The organism is Phyllobacterium sp. SYP-B3895 (assembly GCF_009647635.1).
In the GTDB taxonomy this organism is placed as follows: Bacteria; Pseudomonadota; Alphaproteobacteria; order Rhizobiales; family Rhizobiaceae; genus Phyllobacterium; species Phyllobacterium pellucidum.
In genome coordinates this window covers 103,796-123,829 of record NZ_WJIG01000004.1, presented here as the reverse complement: position 1 = coordinate 123,829, position 20,034 = coordinate 103,796, and the positions used below count along the sequence as shown (strand labels likewise).

At 59.3% G+C, this 20,034-nt stretch carries 18 protein-coding genes; 10 read left to right on the top strand and 8 right to left on the bottom strand.

Annotated features, from left to right (window positions below):
* Positions 1 to 35: 35 nt before the first annotated feature.
* Positions 36 to 1,172, bottom strand: a complete 1,137-nt coding sequence (locus tag GF108_RS18230) for an extracellular solute-binding protein (RefSeq protein ID WP_153669722.1) — start codon at positions 1,170 to 1,172, stop codon at positions 36 to 38.
* A gap of 85 nt (positions 1,173 to 1,257) precedes the next feature.
* Positions 1,258 to 2,337: an ABC transporter ATP-binding protein gene (locus tag GF108_RS18225; RefSeq protein ID WP_153669720.1), complete on the bottom strand. Its 1,080-nt coding sequence runs from the start codon at positions 2,335 to 2,337 to the stop codon at positions 1,258 to 1,260.
* A gap of 341 nt (positions 2,338 to 2,678) precedes the next feature.
* On the opposite strand from GF108_RS18225, the gene GF108_RS18220 reads away from it, so the two are divergent.
* The 4 genes from GF108_RS18220 (at position 2,679) to GF108_RS18205 (ending at position 8,907) form a co-directional block, all read left to right on the top strand.
* Positions 2,679 to 3,929: an efflux RND transporter periplasmic adaptor subunit gene (locus GF108_RS18220; RefSeq protein WP_172982673.1), complete on the top strand. Its 1,251-nt coding sequence runs from the start codon at positions 2,679 to 2,681 to the stop codon at positions 3,927 to 3,929.
* Positions 3,926 to 7,039 carry an efflux RND transporter permease subunit gene (locus GF108_RS18215; protein ID WP_153669716.1) on the top strand — a complete coding sequence of 1,038 codons (3,114 nt, stop codon included), beginning with the start codon at positions 3,926 to 3,928 and terminating at the stop codon, positions 7,037 to 7,039. Before GF108_RS18220 ends, GF108_RS18215 begins: the two co-directional genes overlap by 4 nt.
* A gap of 284 nt (positions 7,040 to 7,323) precedes the next feature.
* The gene (locus tag GF108_RS18210; RefSeq protein WP_091923162.1) at positions 7,324 to 8,370 is read left to right on the top strand and encodes a glutamine synthetase beta-grasp domain-containing protein; all 1,047 of its coding nucleotides are present in this window, start codon (positions 7,324 to 7,326) and stop codon (positions 8,368 to 8,370) included.
* 294 nt (positions 8,371 to 8,664) lie between these two features.
* On the top strand, positions 8,665 to 8,907 hold the full coding sequence (locus GF108_RS18205) for a hypothetical protein (RefSeq protein WP_036814624.1): 243 nt from the start codon (positions 8,665 to 8,667) through the stop codon (positions 8,905 to 8,907).
* Positions 8,908 to 8,939: 32 nt separating this feature from the next.
* Here GF108_RS18205 and GF108_RS18200 read toward each other — a convergent pair whose 3' ends face one another.
* The 4 genes from GF108_RS18200 to GF108_RS18185 form a co-directional block, all read right to left on the bottom strand.
* Positions 8,940 to 9,746: a hypothetical protein gene (locus tag GF108_RS18200; RefSeq protein WP_153669714.1), complete on the bottom strand. Its 807-nt coding sequence runs from the start codon at positions 9,744 to 9,746 to the stop codon at positions 8,940 to 8,942.
* Positions 9,747 to 10,069: 323 nt separating this feature from the next.
* Positions 10,070 to 10,420, bottom strand: coding sequence for a hypothetical protein (locus GF108_RS18195; RefSeq protein ID WP_091950876.1), 351 nt, complete (start codon positions 10,418 to 10,420; stop codon positions 10,070 to 10,072).
* A gap of 93 nt (positions 10,421 to 10,513) precedes the next feature.
* Positions 10,514 to 11,029, bottom strand: coding sequence for an OsmC family protein (locus GF108_RS18190; protein WP_153669713.1), 516 nt, complete (start codon positions 11,027 to 11,029; stop codon positions 10,514 to 10,516).
* A gap of 88 nt (positions 11,030 to 11,117) precedes the next feature.
* Positions 11,118 to 12,545, bottom strand: a complete 1,428-nt coding sequence (locus GF108_RS18185) for an FAD-binding oxidoreductase (protein ID WP_027232067.1) — start codon at positions 12,543 to 12,545, stop codon at positions 11,118 to 11,120.
* A 414-nt stretch (positions 12,546 to 12,959) separates the two neighbouring features.
* On the opposite strand from GF108_RS18185, the gene GF108_RS18180 reads away from it, so the two are divergent.
* The 6 genes from GF108_RS18180 (at position 12,960) to GF108_RS18155 (ending at position 17,915) form a co-directional block, all read left to right on the top strand.
* A complete protein-coding gene (locus GF108_RS18180; protein WP_081815899.1) occupies positions 12,960 to 13,049 on the top strand; it encodes a K(+)-transporting ATPase subunit F in 90 nt (29 codons plus the stop codon).
* A 19-nt stretch (positions 13,050 to 13,068) separates the two neighbouring features.
* Positions 13,069 to 14,772: a potassium-transporting ATPase subunit KdpA gene (gene kdpA / locus GF108_RS18175; RefSeq protein WP_153669711.1), complete on the top strand. Its 1,704-nt coding sequence runs from the start codon at positions 13,069 to 13,071 to the stop codon at positions 14,770 to 14,772.
* Positions 14,773 to 14,783: 11 nt separating this feature from the next.
* Positions 14,784 to 14,957, top strand: coding sequence for a hypothetical protein (locus GF108_RS18170; RefSeq protein WP_153669709.1), 174 nt, complete (start codon positions 14,784 to 14,786; stop codon positions 14,955 to 14,957).
* Complete coding sequence (gene kdpB, locus GF108_RS18165) at positions 14,954 to 17,056, top strand: potassium-transporting ATPase subunit KdpB (RefSeq protein ID WP_153669707.1); 2,103 nt, start codon at positions 14,954 to 14,956, stop codon at positions 17,054 to 17,056. The genes GF108_RS18170 and kdpB overlap by 4 nt, the downstream gene beginning before the upstream one ends.
* 11 nt (positions 17,057 to 17,067) lie before the next feature.
* Positions 17,068 to 17,637 (top strand): potassium-transporting ATPase subunit KdpC, encoded by a 570-nt coding sequence (kdpC, locus tag GF108_RS18160; protein ID WP_153669705.1) that lies wholly within the window; start codon positions 17,068 to 17,070, stop codon positions 17,635 to 17,637.
* A gap of 92 nt (positions 17,638 to 17,729) precedes the next feature.
* Positions 17,730 to 17,915 carry a hypothetical protein gene (locus tag GF108_RS18155; RefSeq protein ID WP_091923151.1) on the top strand — a complete coding sequence of 62 codons (186 nt, stop codon included), beginning with the start codon at positions 17,730 to 17,732 and terminating at the stop codon, positions 17,913 to 17,915.
* Between the two features lie 27 nt (positions 17,916 to 17,942).
* Here GF108_RS18155 and GF108_RS18150 read toward each other — a convergent pair whose 3' ends face one another.
* Entirely contained in the window at positions 17,943 to 18,380 is a 438-nt protein-coding gene (locus GF108_RS18150) for a GFA family protein (RefSeq protein WP_153669703.1), read from the bottom strand.
* 63 nt (positions 18,381 to 18,443) lie between these two features.
* Positions 18,444 to 19,823: a DUF1214 domain-containing protein gene (locus tag GF108_RS18145; protein WP_370462224.1), complete on the bottom strand. Its 1,380-nt coding sequence runs from the start codon at positions 19,821 to 19,823 to the stop codon at positions 18,444 to 18,446.
* Positions 19,824 to 20,034: the final 211 nt, after the last annotated feature.

Genomic DNA, 20,034 nt, shown 5'->3' with positions numbered 1-20,034 from the left:
GTGGCCGCCGGGGGGTGCCGGCGGCCCAGTTGCTATCAGTTGGCGACGTTCTTCTCATAGGCTTCGAGGATGGCCTTGTTATAAGGCGCGATCGGGAAGGGCTTGCCCTTGCTGGCCAGGTCATCAGGCGTGATATCGACGAAGAGCTTGTCCCAGCTCGCCTTGTCCAGTTCCGGCTGCACGAATTTCGCGTCGATGCCCGGATACCAGTTGAAGCGCTTGACGATGCCATCGGCCTGCACTTTCGGGCTGGTTGCCAGTGCAACGAACTTCTCGGCGAGTTCCGTATTCGGGCTCTTCGCGGGAATGACATAGTGCATGGGCTGGCCTGGCATGCCCGGCGCAGGCAGGATCAGTTTCATTTCCGGCGGAAGCTTGCCGTCCGCTTTCCACGAATAGAACATATCGACCCAGACCGGACCCATGGCGATTTCGCCACGGCTCAGCATGTCGAGTGTCCCGGCATTGCCAGGCGTGAGCGTCGCGTTGGTGGTAAAATCCTTGAGGCTGGCGAAAGCCTTGTCCCACTTTTTGGTTTCGGCTTCCTCGAAGGGTCCGTTCATCAGCTTTGTCGCATCGCCATCGCCGAAAGCATAGATCCAGCCCATGACGAAGCTGACCCCAGAAGCGCCGCCCTTGATGCCGTTATAGCCGAACTGCTTCGGATTTTCCTTGGCCCAGCTTACGAGCTCCTGATAGCTCTTCGGCGGATTGGGCACGGTGGTCGGATTGTAGGCAATGGCGGTCTGGCTCGAGAACATGGGCATGACATAGCCATCGACATTGGCGCCGAGCGCAAGCTTCGCCTTTTCGCTCGTCACCATCTCACCGGACGGAATCTTGGATTTGTAGGCTTCAAGGTAGCCGTCAGCGACGAGGGGTCCGGCGAATTTTTCGTGGACGACAGCGACGTCCACATCCCACTTGTCTGCGTTGGCTTTCGCCTGCGCGTCGAAGCGCTCGACGATCTTCTGCGAACCGGCATCGCCTGGGCCCGTTCCGACAACGCGCACCTTCGCGCCGGGATTTTCCTTCTCGAAGAGCGGAGCAAGGTAATCATTCACATAATCGACCATGTTCTGGTCGCCTGCGGTCACGACAGTAAGATCCGCGGCGGCCGCCGGTGTTGTGGCGAGGCCGAGGATGATCGAAGCTTGAAGAAGATGTTTCATTCCGTAACTCCCTGAGCAAGATTTGGTTATCAACTCTATTCCTTGGCGCACTTCGGTATGGCGCCAAAACTCCGTGCGAACGCCATCACGCGTTGAAGATGAAGAGCGAACTCTCCGGCACATGTACCTTCACTGTTTCGCCCTGATCGAAGGGCTGGTCAGCGTCGACGAGAATCTCCTGGTTGCCGAGATGCACGGCATGGCGCCAATGTCCGCCGGGATAGGTGACGCTCGCCACCTGACCGTGCAACTCGAGGGCGCCAGCTGCAGGCGTTGTGTTCTCGCCGTTGCTGACGAGGCTCGCCGCCTCGGCGCGAAAACGAAGTTCAACCGGCCCGCTTGTGACGTCCCGGCCGCTACGTCCTGTCACGGTCGGCGGGCTGATCGCGCTCTCCATCAGCTCGATGTGTTCGCCGCTCACCCTCGCCTGCATTGTCAGAAGGTTTTCGGCGCCCATGAAGGCGGCAACGAAGGGTGAAGCCGGCCTGTTATAGACGTCTTCGGGCGTTCCCTGCTGTTCGATGCGCCCCGCATTCATGATGACGATGCGATCGGCCATGACCATGGCCTCTTCCCGATCATGGGTGACATGAATGGCAGTGATGCCCAGTCGCTTCTGCAGCGAGCGAATTTCATGTCGCACTGTCAGCCGGATCCGCGCATCGAGGTTTGACAAGGGCTCATCGAGGAGCAGGATTTCGGGATCGATGGCCAGGGCGCGGCCGAGCGCCACGCGTTGACGCTGGCCGCCTGAAAGCTGGCCGGGTTTGCGACTGCCAAGGCCGCCAAGGCCAAGCAGCACCTGCATTTCGGTCACACGCTTTTCTATCTCACCACGCGAGCGCCCCTGCAGCTTCAGTCCGTAGCCGATGTTCTGCGCGACCGTCATGTGCGGCCACAGCGCGTAGGATTGAAAGACGAGAGCCATGCCGCGTTTGTCCGGAGGCAATTGCGTTACGTCGCGTCCGGCGACCGAGACTGCTCCGGCCGAGGGTTTGGCAAAGCCGGCGATTGTTCTTAAGAGTGTTGTCTTCCCGCAGCCGGACGAGCCAAGAAGCGCCACGAATTCGCCCTTGCCGATCGAAAGGTCAAGATCGGTCAGCACGGTTGTCCCGCCATAGCCTACACTGAGATTCTCTACCTTGAGAAAAGCCTTCCCGTTCATTTTCTTCCCCGTATTGCACAGCTGCGCAATTATTTTCCTTGTACTGTCTTTTTATAACAGTCCCGTGACAAGCGAAAAATTCAGTGAAGCGTTTTTCGCCTGCGGGCAGCCATGACGTGGCAGGTTCGTCCAACCCTTCGCAACCTGCGTTAAATCGTAACAATTGCGTGACCGACAGTTGATGGCTGGCCCGCGCCCCGCGAAAAACCCAATTGCCGCCTATAGGTGGGACGGGAGACGAAGCCGTGCACCTTATGAATATTACAAAACTATAATTTGTAATGGGCCGCCGGAGGGGTAGTTCTGACATGTTCGATAGAGTTCGAGAAAGAGAACACCTCATGAAGCGTATAGGCCTTGTGATCGCAATTCCGGTCATGATCGGCGTCGGCTATTTTCTCGCCTATCCCGAACTCTCGCTTCGTGCCTCTGCACCGGACAAGGGCGCAATGCCGACAGGCTCGCTCTCCGCAAGCGGGGGCAATGCACAGGCGCAGACAAAGAAGCGTAATGCCATCGTGCCACTCGTCGTGGTTGCAGAGGCGAAGAAAGAGGACGTTCCGGTTACGAAAACGGTCGTCGGGTCGATCGAGCCCATCGAGACCGTCGCGGTTCGCCCGCAGATTGACGGCGTCGTCGTCGAAAAGCACGTCATCGATGGCCAGATGATCAAAGCCGGCGATGTGCTTTTCAAACTGGACGATCGAGCGCTCAATGCAACGCTTGCCAAGGACCAGTCCTTGCTTGCGAAGGATGAAGCCAGCCTCGTGTCGGCCAAACTCGATCTTTCGGGTGCGCAGGATCTTGCCAAACAACGTGTGGGTACGGACCAGCAGGCCTACCAGGCGGATGCCGCGGTAAAGGTCATCGAGGCGACGATCGATATGGACAAGGCGCAAATAGCGGCGGATCAGGTCCAACTCTCTTATACGACGATCAAGGCTCCGATCGACGGCCGCGTCGGGGTCGTCAATACCTCCGTCGGCAATCTGGTGCGCACCGCCGATACGACGAACCTTTTGACGATCACCCGCATGGCTCCGCTGCGCGTCGCGTTCACGCTTGCCGAAAGCGATTTGCCGGCGTTGCGGGCGGCGGTCGCCAGTCATCCGGCGTCCGTCCAGATCAAGCTTCCTGGCAGCAATGATGTTATCGCGACCGGGACGCTCGACTTCATCGATTCCAGCGTCGACACCGCCTCCGGCACCATCGTCCTCAAGGCCGATATTGCCAATGAGGATGGTGCGCTTTGGCCCGGGCAATATGTGAAAACCGTTGTCGATCTCAGTCTGCAGAAGGATGCGACGACTGTTCCCCTTATCGCCGTGCAGCAGGGCAATAGCGGCTCATTTGTCTTCCTTGTCCATCCCGACAAGAAAGTGGCTATGCAGAACGTGACGCTCGCCAATACCGTCGGCGAAACCGCTGTCATCGCATCGGGCATCCAGCCCGGCGATCAGGTCGTGGTTGACGGCCAATTGCACCTCCAGGACGGTGCGACTGTGCAGACGACGACGAAGGAAGCGCAGGCGGCCCCCGTGACAGACCCTGGCAATGACAACAAGGCGCTGCCCGTCGAGGCCGCCCAATGAACCTTTCGGCACTCTTCATCCGGCGGCCGATTGCGACGATATTATTATCCGTCGCACTCGCAGCTTCGGGGATATTTGCCTATAAGTTCCTCCCGGTTGCGGCGCTGCCGCAGGTCGATTTTCCCATCGTAACGGTTTCGGCGAAACTGCCTGGTGCATCGCCCGATACCATGGCCAATGCGGTTGCAACGCCGCTCATCAAGCAGTTTTCAACGATCCAGGCCATTTCGACGATCAGTTCGACGAGTACGCTCGGCTCGACCCAGATCACGCTCGAATTCGATCTCAACCGCGACATCGACCAAGCCGCAGCCGATGTCGAAGCGGCGATCGCCAGTACGCTCCGCCGCCTGCCGCCGAATATGACGACCCCGCCGAGCTACCGGAAGACCAATCCCGCCGATGCACCGGTGGTTCTCGTCGCGCTGCAGAGCGACACGATGCAGCTTTCGAAACTCGACGACTACGCCGAAAATGTCATGTCGCCGGCTTTCTCGACAATCAGCGGTGTTGGCGAAGTCCAGGTCCTGGGTACCAAGCAATATGCGGTGCGCGTCGAAGTCGATCCCAATGCGGCAACGGCGCGCGGCATCGGCCTCGACGAATTGACCACCGCGGTGGCGGCGAAAAACTCAATTGCTCCGGTCGGCACCATATCGAGCCCGACGCAGCAGATGGCGATCCAGGCCAATACCCAAGCGGAAAACGCTGATACTTTCCGTCAGATCATCGTTGCCGCGCCCAACGGGAAGATGGTGCGGCTCGGCGATGTTGCGCGCGTCATCGATTCGGTCGCGACGACCCAGACCGAGAGCCGCTATGACGGCAAGCCATCGCTGGTGCTGGCCGTGTTCCGGCAGCCCGGCGCCAATACGGTAGACGTGGTGGACCGCGTGCGCGAAATCCTGCCGCAGTTCGAAAAGGATCTCGGCCCATCGGCCAGCATTCATATCGTCAACGATCGTTCGGCATCCATCCGCCAGGCCGTCTCCGATGTGCAGTTCACTCTGCTTCTGACGATTGCCCTGGTCATACTGGTGATCTTCGTCTTCTTGCGCCGGCTCTCCGCGACGCTGATTCCCGTCGTCGCGGTTCCCCTGTCGCTTATCGCCACGCTCGGGGCGATGTATGTCCTCGGCTTTTCCATCGATAATATTTCGCTTCTGGGTCTGACACTTTCGGTGGGTCTCGTCGTCGACGACGCCATCGTCATGCTCGAAAACATAACCCGGCATATCGAAGAGGGGATGCCCCCATTCGAAGCGGCGCTGAAGGGCAGCGAGGAGATCGGCTTTACCATTATTTCGATCACTACTTCGCTGGTGGCGGTGTTCATTCCCATCCTTTTGATGGGCGGCGTCGTCGGACGCATATTCAATGAATTCGCGGTCGTTGTCACAGTCGCGATCTGCGCCTCGGCTCTTATATCGCTCACGCTGACGCCGATGCTCTGCAGTCATTTGCGCGGCCACCAGAACGAGACGGAAAAGAAGAAGCCACCGCTGACCGAACGCGTATTCGACGCCGTTCAGGGAGGTTATGGGCGCCTGCTCGACATTTGCCTACGCGCCCGCCCGGTCATCCTTGTCGTTTTCCTCCTGACCGTTGTCGCCACGGTCTATCTCTTTTCGACGATCAACAAGGGCTTCCTTCCGACCGAAGATATCGGACAATTATCCATCTCGACGGAAGCACGGCAGGACATCTCTTATGATGCGATGGTGGCACTGCAAAAGCAGGTGGCGAGTGCCGTATCCGGCCGTCCCTATGTTGCCCATGTCGTTTCCAGCGTAGGCGGCGGTTTCAACTCCGCCAGCCTCAATCAGGGGCGGCTGTTCGTGGAGCTGAAGCCGAAGTCCGAACGGATGCCGCTGGAAGAACTCCTGCGTGACCTGCGGCAGACGCTGGCAAAAATTCCGGGCATTACCAGCTATCCCGTCGCGGTGCAGAACCTGCGTATCGGCGGCGTATCCTCGAATGCACAGTATCAATATGTGCTGCAGAGTGTCAGTTCGACGGACCTCTATCCCTGGTCGCAAAAAATGCTGCTCGCCATGCAGCAGGAGCGGCAGACATTCGTGGATGTGTCGAGCAATCTGCAGAACAATGCCCTACAGGCCAACCTCGTCATCGATCACGACAAGGCGCAATTGCTCGGCATCAATTCGGACCAGCTTCGTAATACGCTTTATTACGCGTTCGGCACGAACCAGGCATCGACCATCTTCGCCACAGGCGACAGCTACGAGGTCATTGTCGAGCTTGACCCCGATATTCCGTGGACAGCCGACAAGCTTGACCAGATGCAGATCCGCTCGACCACGACCAACAAGCTCATTCCGCTTTCAGCCTTCGCCCGGGTGGAGCGCACCACGGGTCTCCTTGCAGTCAACCAGCTCGGCCAGCTCCCCGCAGTCACGATCTCGTTCAACCTGCCGCAGGGCGTGTCGCTCGGTCAGGCGATACAGGAACTCGACACACTGAAGACCCAGCTCGGCGTGCCAACGACGATAACCTCCACCTTCACGGGAACGGCCCAGGTATTCGAGCAATCACTGGCAAATCAGGGCTTGCTTGTCGGCGCGGCGATTCTGACGATCTATATCGTGCTGGGAATTCTCTACGAGAGCTTCGTTCACCCGCTGACCATCTTGACCGGACTGCCCGCTGCTGCCGCCGGCGCGCTGGCCACTCTCGAGCTCTTCGGCTACGACCTCAGCGTCATCGCCATCATCGGCATCCTGATGCTGATCGGTATCGTCAAGAAAAATGCCATCATGATGATCGACTTCGCGCTGGTCCGGCAAAGGGCGGGTGAAACGTCGCTTGATGCCATCCGCGAAGCGTGCCTTGTCCGTTTCCGGCCTATCATGATGACGACGCTTGCTGCATTGATGGGCACAATTCCAATCGCGATCGGTGCAGGCGCAAGTTCCGAGTTGCGTCAGCCGCTCGGTGTCGCGGTCGTCGGCGGCCTCATCGTTTCGCAGATACTTACGCTGTTCATCACGCCGGTGATCTTCCTCTATATGGAAGACCTGTCGCGGCTTCTCGGCAAGGCCGCAAAGCGGCTGTCGCGTGGCGCCCATGTTCCCGAGGCGGCAGAGTAACGTCCCCGCAACCTGCTCAAAACATAGGCAAATCGACGCCCTTACGTGTCGAATTTTTGAGCGTAGGCCGATATATATGTCATCGGCGAAAGGGCATCGGGTCGTCGGCGGGCGTGAGACGTTCAAACGAAACCGGCGATTCCTCGATTTTGCGGGGCGCCCCACACCCATCGCGTCAGTTGGCACACAAATTGCTTTAATGAAATCATCCAGCAAGTCGCGCCCAAATCAACGAGACGCTTGCGGCAGGATCACTAGGCAAATTACGTGTGAGAGAACGCAAAATGACAAAATACAAGCTCGAGTACATCTGGCTCGACGGTCACGAACCGGTACAGAATCTTCGCGGCAAGACGCAGATCAAGGAATTCGCGGAATTCCCCACGCTTGAACAGCTTCCTCTCTGGGGCTTCGATGGCAGCTCCACCAATCAGGCCGAAGGCCGCAGCTCGGATTGCGTGTTGAAACCGGTTGCCGTTTATCCGGATCCGGAGCGCACGAACGGCGTTCTCGTCATGTGCGAAGTCATGATGCCAGATGGCGTCACACCGCACGTTTCCAACAAGCGCGCAACCGTCCTCGACGATGACGGCGCCTGGTTCGGCTTCGAACAGGAATACTTCTTCTACAAAAACGGTCGCCCGCTCGGTTTCCCGGAGGCCGGTTACCCGGCGCCGCAAGGTCCGTACTATACAGGCGTTGGCTATAGCAATGTGGGCGACGTCGCTCGCAAGATCGTTGAAGAACATCTCGATGTGTGCCTTGCTGCCGGCATCAATCATGAAGGGATCAACGCCGAAGTCGCCAAGGGCCAGTGGGAATTCCAGATTTTCGGAAAGGGCTCCAGGAAGGCTGCCGACGAAGTCTGGCTTGCACGTTACCTGATGCTGCGCCTGACCGAAAAATATGGCATCGACATCGAATGGCACTGCAAGCCGCTCGGCGATACGGACTGGAACGGCTCGGGCATGCATGCCAACTTCTCGACCACCTACATGCGCGAAGTTGGCGGCAAGGAGTATTTCGAGGACCTGATGGCAGCATTTGAATCGGCGCGCGCCGATCACATCGCCGTCTATGGCCCGGACAACCACATGCGACTGACCGGCAAGCACGAAACGCAGTCGATCCACACGTTCAGCTACGGAATTGCAGACCGTGGTGCCTCGATCCGCGTTCCGCACAGCTTCGTCAACAGCGGCTACCGCGGTTATCTGGAAGATCGCCGTCCGAATTCTCAGGGCAACCCCTACGAGATCGCTTCGCAGATCCTCAAGACGATCGCTTCGGTTCCGGTTGAAATCGAGCAGCGGCTCGCCGCAGCGGAATAAATCCATTGTCACGGCGCGGCGGTTTGCTGCGCCGTGACATTGCTTCAGACTGTTCGATATCCCGAACAAGGTCGATCAGATAATTGCGCGAAACCGGAGCAAATTGGCTCTGGCGCCCCAAGACCCCACTCGGCAACGCCGCTTCGGCGCGTTGACTGAATCGTGATGCGACGAATTAAATCGCATATGGATAGACGCGTGGGTGCGCGCTACGTTAAAACCCAAAGAGGCACTTCCCGGCGATGCGCTGCTCATGCTGGAAAGCGTGCTGTTAAACTTTGGGGGGAACTGACGATGACCATCGAAAGGCCGCAACGCCCGCGCACCCATCCGGCGCGATTTCACCAGTGTCAGTTGGCGATTGAGGACGAGGTGATTGAACTCGTCGGCAGGGCGTGCGATGCTGGCTGGCATCGTGACGAAATCCTTTCAGCCATGATGGAAGTCATCGATGACCTCGCGCTTGCGCGTCGTGAGGATGTGGCTATTTCGGTCGAAGTGCGGGTCTCCCGGCTCCTTGGGAGAAGCCAAGGGTAAGGGGGCAGGCCGAGGCGACCCTCCTGCACTGATCAGCCCATTTTGCTGGTGCGCAATGGCAGGCCGGAGGCAACAACCTTCGAATCCGGGTCATTCACGCCAATTTCAGCCAGTTTCGCAATGATCGCATCCCGGATCGGGCCTGCCTGATCCGTTGGTCCGATAATGATGCGGTCGATTAGTTCGGGCAGCTCGATGCCGGTCAAATGGTTGCCCGGGTCATTCTTCAGCGGCAAGGCGTAGACGGGCTGCGGGATTCGGTCGATAACCTCGTGCGTCTTGAAGAGCCGTTTTGAAGGCCAGAGCAAGGGATTGGTCAGAACGCGCCATTCGCGCTCATCACGCAGGCCCGGATGCTTCCAGCAAGTCACTGCGAAAAGCAGCATTAGGAACACGACTTCCGTGAGCGCACCCTTGCTGAGCTTTGCCAGAAAATCCCGGTTCGAAGCGACACGGTGGGCCACAAGTTTGAACTCGTCGTCAAACTGCTTGTTGGTCCAGTAGGTCACCGGGCCTGGATATGCCTGAAGTGCATCGGTCATTTGTATGAACGGCGCGACGTTCACGACGGCGGCAACGGCGACTTCCTCGTCGTCGAAGGCCCGCCACAGCGATAGCCGGCCGGTCGAGTGCTCTTCGAGATCGTGCTCGGCAACGGACAAGACATAGGTCTCGTTGCGCAATCGCGGCAGCCACAGCTCGAATTTCTTTACCCCGTCCTGCCAGATGCCGGGCATGCAGAATTCGAGCGTCTGCGCGAGTTGTGCGGTGCGGCCGCTATCGTTCAGCCATTCCTGAACCTTTGCGGCCGCGTATTCCGTGTCACCGTCGTCATTCATGCACCTTGCATTTCGAAACCAGACTTGCTGCCTGTCGAGAATGCGGAATAGGTTCGCTGCGGTCGTATAGTGCACAAAGCGCGAATGTCGTTTGATCGACGCTCGCCCTTCAAAGGCGGTCGGCATGAAAATGCTGAGCATTTTGACGACTACCGGATCCCATTCTTCCATGACTGTTACCGCATCTCTGGATTGGCGAGTCGCCACTCTGCGCCTGCCATTTGTGATCGGCAATGCCTCGCTTTGCCACGTCCACTTCTACAGGTCCGCGCTTGCGTCAACCTGTTTCCCATGGCGACGATCGACGCAAAATGGAGACGGATTTACTGACCGCAGAAGCGGGCTGTCGCCGTTCCTATCGACTGGAATTTGCCGTTGGCGGTGACGACGCTGGCGCAGACTTGAGTCCGCGCGTTCCACCAGTAAGCCGTATTGTCCTGGAAGCTCACGGAGGCGTAGCCACGTGCCGTCATTTGGCTTGCGGCTGACTTTGCGGGCTTGTTGACGAGATCGGCAAGGTCTGTGGGCGCACCACCACCTCCCACTGTCGCGGTTGCGGCCATGCCGGGCGGCAGGGTTGATGCGGGAACTGCGTTCGCATCGTCGCCAGTTGTCGACTGACATCCGGCCATTGCAAATGTCGCTAACAGAATGAGTGCACCTGCACCACGCATGTTCGTCTCTCCCCCATAGACTGCTACGCCGAGAGTTTGACATGTCTTGGTTCAAAGTGCACCAGCAGATTGTTGGCAGGCGAGGGGTGCCGCTCAACCTTGGCTATGCCGTAGCGTGATCTCAACCGGCGGTCCATTGCGAACGGTCTGGTACACCACGCAATAGCGTTCGGTGAGCTTCAGCAATTGATCCAGCTTGTCTTGCGGCGCATCGGTGTCGAGATCGAAAACGAGACGGATTTGCTTGAAGCCGACAGGCGCGTCCCTTTCGACACCGAGCGTGCCACGGAAGTCGAGGTCGCCTTCTGCCGCGACACTGCCGGATTTCAAGGGAATTTCAAGAGCCGTGGCCACGGCCTTGAGAGTTACGCCGGCGCAGGCCACGAGGGCTTCAAGCAACATGTCGCCTGAGCAAAGCTCCATGCCGCTGCCGCCAGTGGCCGTGTGCAGCCCCGCGACGGCGAGCGCCCGCCCTGTTTCCACCTTGCAGGCTATGTTCTGGTCGTCGATGCTCCCTTGCGCTTTAAGCGTGATGAAAGCGTCCTCGGGGTTTGCGCGGTAGCGATCCTTGATGGGCGCCTGGATTGCGCGCAGTTGAGCAGCATCCATGATTGGTCTCCCTGGTTCGGATGTCTCAACATAGCATAGTTGCGAAAGACGGCAGTGCGGCCGTCTTTCGCCCTTTACTACTGACAGCCTAACTCGCCTTCGGCTTCACGTTCTGGTTCATCCGGAAGAGATTTTGCGGATCGTAGCGGTGTTTGATCGCGGCGAGCCGTTTGTAGTTGCTGCCATAAGCTTCCTCGACACGGTCAACTTCATCGCCGGGCATGAAGTTGATATAGGCCGTTCCAGTCGCATGCGGCCTCATGGCGTCATAGAGGCCACGCGCCCATCCGATACACGCCTTGTCCATTTCCGGTGTTTGCCAGCGCGCATGGACGTTCATCACGAAGTGCGAGTTGCGTTGCGGAAACGCTGTTGCCTCAAGGGGGACGCGGCCAGCAGCTCCGCCAACATGGGCGGTGAAGATCTCACACTCGGGACCCGGAAGATTTCGCACGGCTTCGGTCAAGACTTTGATCGAAGCATCCGACAGTTCGGCAAGGTCGTGGCTCTTCCAATAGTTGCGCGCGCCCGGCGCAAGCAGTGGATCGAAAGCCTGTTGCCAACCGGCAAAGGGCGCCGGGCCGACGACATCGGCGATCGGCTTGCCGATCGAGCGCAGCCGCTTTGTCGCCTGTTCGCCGTCTTGCACTGCGCCGCAATAGCACATGGCGAGTATAAGCACCTCCTTGCCGTGCCATTCGGCGGAAAGAAACGGCAACGGGGGCGCCTGCCGCATGACGGTCCAGCAGGTGAGTTCATCCGGCGCCGTTTCGAGCGCGGCCCGGTATTCCTTGAGGACAGCTTCGGCATCGGCGAAAGGATGCACGACGAGTCCGGCGAGGACGTCGGGTCCGACCTTGTTCAATTGAAACTCGAAGGCGGTAACGATGCCGAAGTTTCCGCCGCCGCCGCGCAGGGCCCAGAAAAGGTCGGGGTGCTCGGCCTCGCTCGCATGCACAAGTTCGCCATCAGCCGTTACAACGTCGGCCGAAAGGAGATTGTCGATCGTCAGGCCGAATTTGCGGGTGATCCAGCCAAAACCGCCGCCGAGTGTCAGCCCGGCAATACCGGTGGTGGAGTTGATGCCGGTGGGAACAGCCAGTCCGAAGGCCTGGGTTTCTCGATCGACATCGGCCAATGTGGCGCCCGGTTCGACTCGCGCAAGCTTCGCCGCAGCATCGACCTGCACGGATTTCATCTGCGACAGGTCAATCACCACGCCGCCGTCGCAAACGGCGCTGCCGGCTATGTTGTGCCCGCCGCCGCGGACGGAAACGAGTAAACCGTCACCCCGCGCAAAACGCACCGCATTGACGACGTCGTGTGCATCGGCACAACGAATGATGAGGCCGGGCCTCCGGTCGATCATGCCATTCCAGATCGACCGTGCCTCGTCATAGGAAGCGTGCTTTTCGCCAATAAGGCTCCCGCGCATTTGTGCGGCGAGCGCTTCGACTGCACTGGCACTGATGTTCTTCTTACCGGATTCCAGGGTAGATAAGCCCAAATCGTTCATGATCAGTCCTCCGTTGGGCGGGAAGCGCATTCCTGCCCTTCAATGCGGAGTTTGATCCTTCATCGGCACTGCCGCAAGTTCTGGAACTGTACTGGTCGCCCGGTGCTGGCCCCCACTTTGTCCCCGGCGTTCCTTATAGAATCCTTATGCGTTTGCGGCTGACGCCGTCTCGAATTCCTATTTCGTAAAGAGTCATACTCCCCGCCATCAGGAGAGCTCCGGCAATAGTTGCCGGGGCCGTCACTGGTTGAGATTTTATAACCTTATCCATGGGTTGACCGCTTTGATCGGGTCCATGGATAGCAAGGAGTATCTGCGATGGATTTGATCTTTCTCGGGGTCGGCGTGGTGCTGATCGTCCTCTCGCTGGCTTATACCAAAGCCTGCGACAGTCTTTGACTTGAGGAGCGCGAGATGACCCTCGACTATATTCTCGGCGGCGCGGTGACCCTCTTCCTGCTCGCCTATCTCACCTACGCCCTCGTTCGCCCAGAGCGCTTCTGAGGCTTGGAAAGCTGAATTCATGACTATCAACGGATGGATACAGATTCTCGTCTTTTGCGGGATCATCATTGTGCTCGTCAAACCGCTCGGCGGTTACATGACGCGCGTTTTTAGCGGCGAGCGAACACTGCTTTCGCCTGTCGTGGTGCCCATCGAGCGAAGCCTTTACCGCCTCGCCGGCACGAATGAGCGCGAGGAGCAGCACTGGCTGACCTATGCGGTCGCGCTTCTGCTCTTCAATATTGCAGGCTTCGCCCTGCTTTATGCCTTGCAGCGCCTGCAAGGCGTGTTGCCGCTCAACCCCGCAGGCATGGGCGCGACGGAGCCGGGGCTCGCTTTCAACACCGCCGTCAGCTTCGTCACAAATACCAATTGGCAGAACTATGGCGGCGAAAGCACGATGTCCTATCTCGTGCAGATGGCTGGCTTTACCGTGCAGAACTTCGTTTCGGCGGCCACCGGCATCGCGATCGCCATCGCGCTTATCCGCGGTTTTGCCCGAGCGTCCGGCAAGACCGTCGGCAATTTCTGGGTCGACATGACGCGCAGCACGCTCTATGTGCTCCTGCCGATCTGCGTGGTGCTGACGCTGGTTTACGTCTATCTCGGCGTGCCCCAGACCCTTGGCAGCTATATCGACGCGACGACGCTCGAAGGCGCGAAGCAGACGATTGCGGTCGGACCGGTTGCGACGCAGCTTGCCATCAAGATGCTCGGCACCAATGGCGGCGGGTTCTTCAACGTCAATTCCGCGCACCCATTCGAAAACCCCGATGCCATCTCGAACCTCATCCAGATGGTGACGATCTTTGCCATCGGCGCGGCGCTCACCAATGTGTTCGGCCGTATGGTCGGCAATGAGCGGCAGGGCTGGGCGATCTTCGCTGCCATGGGCGTTCTTTTCCTCGCCGGCGTCGTCATTTGCTACTGGGGCGAAGCCGCCGGCAACCCGCTGGTTCACGCGCTCGGCATCGACGGCGGCAACATGGAAGGCAAGGAAGCGCGGTTCGGCATCGCCCTCTCGGCGCTCTTTGCAGTGGTCACGACGGCCGCTTCCTGCGGCGCGGTCAATGCGATGCATGATAGCTTCATGGCGATCAGCGGCATGGTGCCGCTCATCAACATGATGCTTGGCGAAGTTGTCATCGGGGGCGTCGGCGCCGGGCTCTACGGCATCCTGCTCTACGTCATAATCGCCGTCTTCATTGCCGGCCTGATGGTTGGACGCACGCCGGAATATCTCGGCAAGAAGATCGAGGCCAAGGAGGTCAAGATGGCGATGCTCGCCGTTCTGTGCCTGCCGCTCGCCATGCTCGGTTTCACCGCCGCCGCCAGCGTCCTGCCTTCGGCCGTCGCCTCGGTCGCAAATGCCGGTCCGCACGGGTTTTCCGAGATCCTCTATGCCTATACCTCGGCGGCCGCCAACAACGGCTCGGCTTTCGGCGGTCTCACCGGCAATACGCCCTGGTACAACGTCACACTTGGCATCGGCATGTGGGTCGGCCGCTTCTTTGTCATCATTCCCGCATTGGCGATCGCAGGTTCGCTCGTGACGAAGAAGACGCTTCCTGAATCCGCCGGAACGTTCCCGACGCACAGCCCGCTTTTCGTTGGGCTCCTGGTCGGAGTCATCCTGATCGTCGGAGGTCTCACCTTCTTTCCGGCACTCGCCGTTGGCCCGATCGTCGAACACCTCGCCCTCGGCCTTGGCCAGACGTTCTGATGGAGCCCGCCATGCGTCACGGTTACTTGCAATTCAACCCGCAGACCCGCGCCAAGAAACTGGCGCGGGGTGCTGCCAAGCGCGTGCGCGCCTCGGACATCATTCTCGGCATGACGCTGATGACGATGCTGATCTGGCTCGCTGCATATGCCCTCATTCATCTTCACAGCTGGAGTCTCTCATGAGCCAGTCCAAATCTCCGAGTCTCATCGACTCGTCCATCCTGCTGCCGGCCATCGGCGGCGCCTTCAAGAAGCTCGACCCGCGCAGCCTTGCCCGCAACCCGGTGATGTTCGTTGTTGCCGTCGTCTCGGCTTTGACAACGGTTCTCTTTCTTAAAGATCTTGCATCTGGCAGCGAAAGCCTCGGCTTCACCTTCCAGATCATCCTCTGGCTCTGGTTCACGGTGCTCTTTGCCAATTTTGCCGAGGCCGTCGCGGAAGGGCGCGGCAAGGCGCAGGCGGATTCGCTCCGCAAGGCCCGGACCGAAACCCAGGCCAAGCTGCTTTCGAGCGAAAAGGACACCAAGTTCAAATTGGTGCCCGGCACGAGCCTTAAAGTCGGCAATCTCGTCCTCGTCGAGGCCGGCGATATCATACCTTCCGACGGCGAAGTCATCGAGGGGGTCGCCTCGGTGAACGAATCTGCGATCACCGGCGAGTCGGCCCCGGTCATCCGCGAGTCCGGCGGCGACCGTTCCGCTGTCACCGGCGGCACGCAGGTGCTGTCGGACTGGCTGAGGGTGCGCATTACCGCTGCGGCCGGCTCGACCTTTCTCGACCGGATGATCGCGCTTGTCGAAGGCGCCGAACGCCAGAAGACCCCGAACGAGATCGCGCTCAATATCCTTCTTGCCGGCATGACGCTGATCTTTGTCCTCGCAACTGCGACCATACCGAGCTTTGCCTCCTATGCCGGCGGTGCCATTCCGGTGGTGGTGCTTGTCGCGCTGTTCGTGACGCTCATACCAACGACGATCGGCGCACTGCTGTCTGCCATCGGTATCGCCGGCATGGACCGCCTTGTCCGCTTCAACGTCCTCGCTATGTCGGGGCGTGCTGTCGAGGCGGCAGGCGACGTCGATACGCTGCTTCTGGACAAGACCGGCACCATTACCTTCGGCAACCGGCAGGCAACCGAACTGCTCCCGGTCAAGGGCGTGTCCGAAGAAGAACTTGCCGACGCCGCGCAACTCGCATCGCTTGCAGACGAGACGCCGGAAGGCCGCTCGATCGTCATCCTAGCCAAGGAGAAATACGGTATCCGTGCCCGCGACATGCAGACCTTGCACGCCGATTTCGTGCCGTTCACGGCGCAAAGCCGCATGAGCGGCGTCGATATTGACGGCTCCTCGATCCGCAAGGGTGCAGTTGATGCCGTGCTCGCCTATGTCGACCTGTCGACCGTAGCTGCAGTTGCAGCTGTCGGCGGCAATGTGGCGACGATCGTGCCGCGACTTGGCGCCGACGTCGTCCGCGACCTGCAGTCTATCGCCGACCGTATCGCCAAGGCCGGCGGGACCCCGCTTGCCGTCGCGCGCGACGGCAGGCTGCTCGGCATCGTTCACCTCAAGGATATCGTCAAGGGCGGCATCCGCGAGCGTTTTGCCGAATTGCGGCGCATGGGCATCCGTACTGTGATGATCACCGGCGACAACCCGTTGACCGCTGCTGCCATCGCTGCTGAAGCCGGCGTCGATGATTTCCTCGCGCAGGCAACCCCGGAGAACAAGCTGACCCTCATCCGTGATGAACAGGCGAAGGGCAAGCTCGTTGCCATGTGCGGCGACGGCACCAACGACGCTCCGGCTCTGGCGCAGGCGGATGTCGGCGTGGCGATGAACACTGGTACAGTCGCAGCCCGCGAGGCTGGCAACATGGTCGATCTCGACAGCGATCCGACCAAGCTCATCGAGATCGTCGGCATCGGCAAGCAGTTGCTGATGACCCGCGGCGCGCTGACGACGTTTTCGATCGCCAACGACATAGCCAAGTACTTCGCCATTATTCCGGCGATATTCCTTGCCTTCTATCCGCAACTCGGCGCGCTCAATATCATGGGCCTGCAGACGCCGCAGAGTGCGATCCTTTCGGCGATCATCTTCAATGCGCTGATCATCGTCGCGCTCATCCCGCTGTCGCTGAAGGGCGTCAAATACCGGGCGGTCGGCGCCGCCTCGCTCTTGCGGCGCAATCTTCTCATCTACGGCCTTGGCGGCGTGATCGTTCCCTTCGTTGGCATCAAGGCCATCGACGTGATCATAACCAGCCTCGGCCTTGCATAAGGATCATTCCAATGTTGAAACAACTCAAACCCGCGCTGGTCATGATCGTGGCGCTGACCGTCATCACCGGCCTCATCTACCCGCTCGGCATGACAGGTCTCGCCCAGGCGATCTTCCCGCGTCAGGCCAATGGAAGCCTGATCGAAAGGGGTGGCACTGTCGTCGGCTCCGAATTGATCGGTCAACCCTTTACAGGCGAACAATACTTCCACGGCAGGCCGTCGGCGGCCGGCGACGGCTATAACGCTGCCGCTTCCAGCGGCTCCAACCTCGGCCCGACCAATCCGAAGCTGATCGAGCGGATCAAGGCCGATGCTGCAGCGCTCAAGGAAACCAATCCTGATGTGGCAGTGCCGATGGATCTGGTGACGACCTCCGCGAGCGGGCTCGACCCTCACATCTCGCCGGAAGCCGCCTATTTCCAGGTGCCGCGTGTCGCCAAGGCACGAGGAATGGACGAGGCCAGCCTGCGCCAGCTGGTGGACCGGCAAGTCGAGGGTCGCGAACTCGGCTTTATGGGGGAACCGGTGGTGAATGTGCTGGCCCTCAACCTCGCGCTCGATGGGGTAAAGGCGCCATAATTGTGATCGTGTCGGAGACTGGCAAATGCTGGTCTCCGGTGCTGCCTCAGGGTTCTCCTCGGTCGCGAGATTGATTTCGGAGAGTTTAAGAAATGCATGACCTTACCTTGATCCTGGCGATTGCGGTGGTCGCCTTCCTGGCCTACCAGGCCGAGGTCGATGATCGGCCACCCGCCGACCAGGAACCCCCGAAACGGGCACGCACAGCCAACTGGAAATTGCGGGTCGGCGCAATTGCCATCGTTGCCCTGCTGTTCGCCGCGATGTTCCTGACTTGAATTCAGGCTCGTAGCGGTTACGGATGTTCAGAACCACACCTCCGCGACCGTGCGCCCGTCGCGTTCCAGATCCTCGAAACTATGGAGCCCATCAAAACGCTGGAGCGGGATCCGGGCAACCTCATCCGGCTCGGCAAGGCGCAGGTTGATCGCGATTCTGGTCTGGCCTTTGTCGTTGGCTTGCAGGCCGCGCCAGCTGACGAGATTGCCGCAATGTCTGCAGAAATTGAAGGTCAGTGAGCGCGTCGCACCAACATAGGCGGTGAGGGCGCCGGTTGGGTCTTCGATATGGATCGCCTCGCCATCATAGTCATAGGCCCACAATACGCCGTAGCGGCGGCATGCAGTGCAGTTGCATATGGTCGCATCGGGGATCTCGCCGCGGAATTCCCATCGGACGGCGCCGCAATGGCAGGACCCGCGCGTTACGTTCCGATCACTGTGCGACGTTGCTCCCGTGCCCATACTTTCCTCCTTCGCTGCCCGCCGCAGTCCGCGTGGACTGATAAAAACCGCCTGCTGCCTCCCTCACTTCATCTTTTCAAGATCGTTGAGTATCCATGTCTTGTCGAACACGGGTTTCTCCGGGCCATAGAAACGGAAGAGGACCTCGAACTTTCCGGTCGGGTCAGTCGGCACCCAGTTCGTGTCCTTCCCTTGCGGAGCGGTGGGGCCGAAAAACACCTCTGCCGAGCCATCCGCGTTCGCTGCCAAACCGGGGCTCAGTGATGATCGGCTAAGTATTTTCTGGTCGCGAATGAGCGCGTGAGTGGCGCGGTCGTAGGCCGTGGCGGACCAATATTGCTTGACCGGAGGATGCGCAGGGATGGTGAAACGATAGGTGCTGGAGCCGTCAAGCGGCGCGCCGTCCTTGTCCTTGATCGTCATCAGATAGAACTGTCCAACCCCCGCATGCTTGGTGCTGAAAAATGCCATCGTATAGGTGACGCCGCGGCCATCGACTGCATAGCTGTCCGGGTCTGCATACTGGGTCTGCAGACCTTGGACCGCATCGGGTGAAATCGGAAAAACCCACTGGCGTTCGTCATAGTAAGGAGGGAAGGTGGTTTCATACTGCAAGTCCAGCCATGCATGTGCTTCGACGGCCGCTGCTGCCAAGATGTCCTGTGTGGCCTGGTTCGGCTGGAAGGCCTCGCCCTTTGCGATGCCGAGCGATTTCAGCTGGTCGATCATGGCCTTGTCGCGGACGAGCCATGGCTCGCTCTGCACGAAGCGGTCGAGCGCCTGGAAGAAGCGCAGATCGTATGGAATGGTGGAATCATAGACCTTGCCAAGGGCGTCGACAAAAACTGTATCCGGCGGGTTGGACGCCTGGCTGAAAGGATAGAGCTTGATGCGCTTGCCATAGGCAACTGCAGCATCGACGTCTGGCCTATTGCCGGATTTGGGGATGGACCGCAGCAGGGCATAGCCTTGGTAATTGCCTGGTGAGAGCGGAATATAGCCTTGCGGAACGGAGGCCGTGTAGCCCGGTGGCAAGATGAGATACTTGCCTCCCGCACCCTTGTCGACGCCAGCTGGTCCCACATCCTCGAGTGCAGCCTGCCATGGATCCATGATGCTGCCATTGATGACGCCGGTATCTGCCGGCGGAATCTCTATCACCACGGGGCCGTCCTTGGTGTTGAAAAAAGCCATGAGGTAGATGACGTCGGGATTTGGCGTCAGCGTCTGGTTTTGCCAGTCGAACAGACCGGACCAATAGACGATCTGGTTTGGCTTGCCGCCCAGCTTCAGCATCTGCTGGTACATGAGATCGTAGTTGACTGCGGGCATGCCCCAAACGACCGCCTCGAAGGCGCGGCGCTCGATTACCCGGGCATTCAGGTCGTCAGCGGAGAAGTCTTTCGCCGGAGCCGATCCTCCGGAGAGTACAATGGCTAACACGGCTAACAGTGTCCGAACCATGGCGAACGCCCTTGCTTGCCCGTTGCGACTGGCTTGAACGATACTCCCATCGAAGGAAAACGTAAGTAACGCAACGGTAAAATTTGCGAACGCTACCCGAAGAAATCTCTAGCCAGAGGAGTTTGAGAAAATCGATCCGCAACCTGCATGGCACCTATACGCAGGTGCCTATTGAGAACTGAGATCCCTA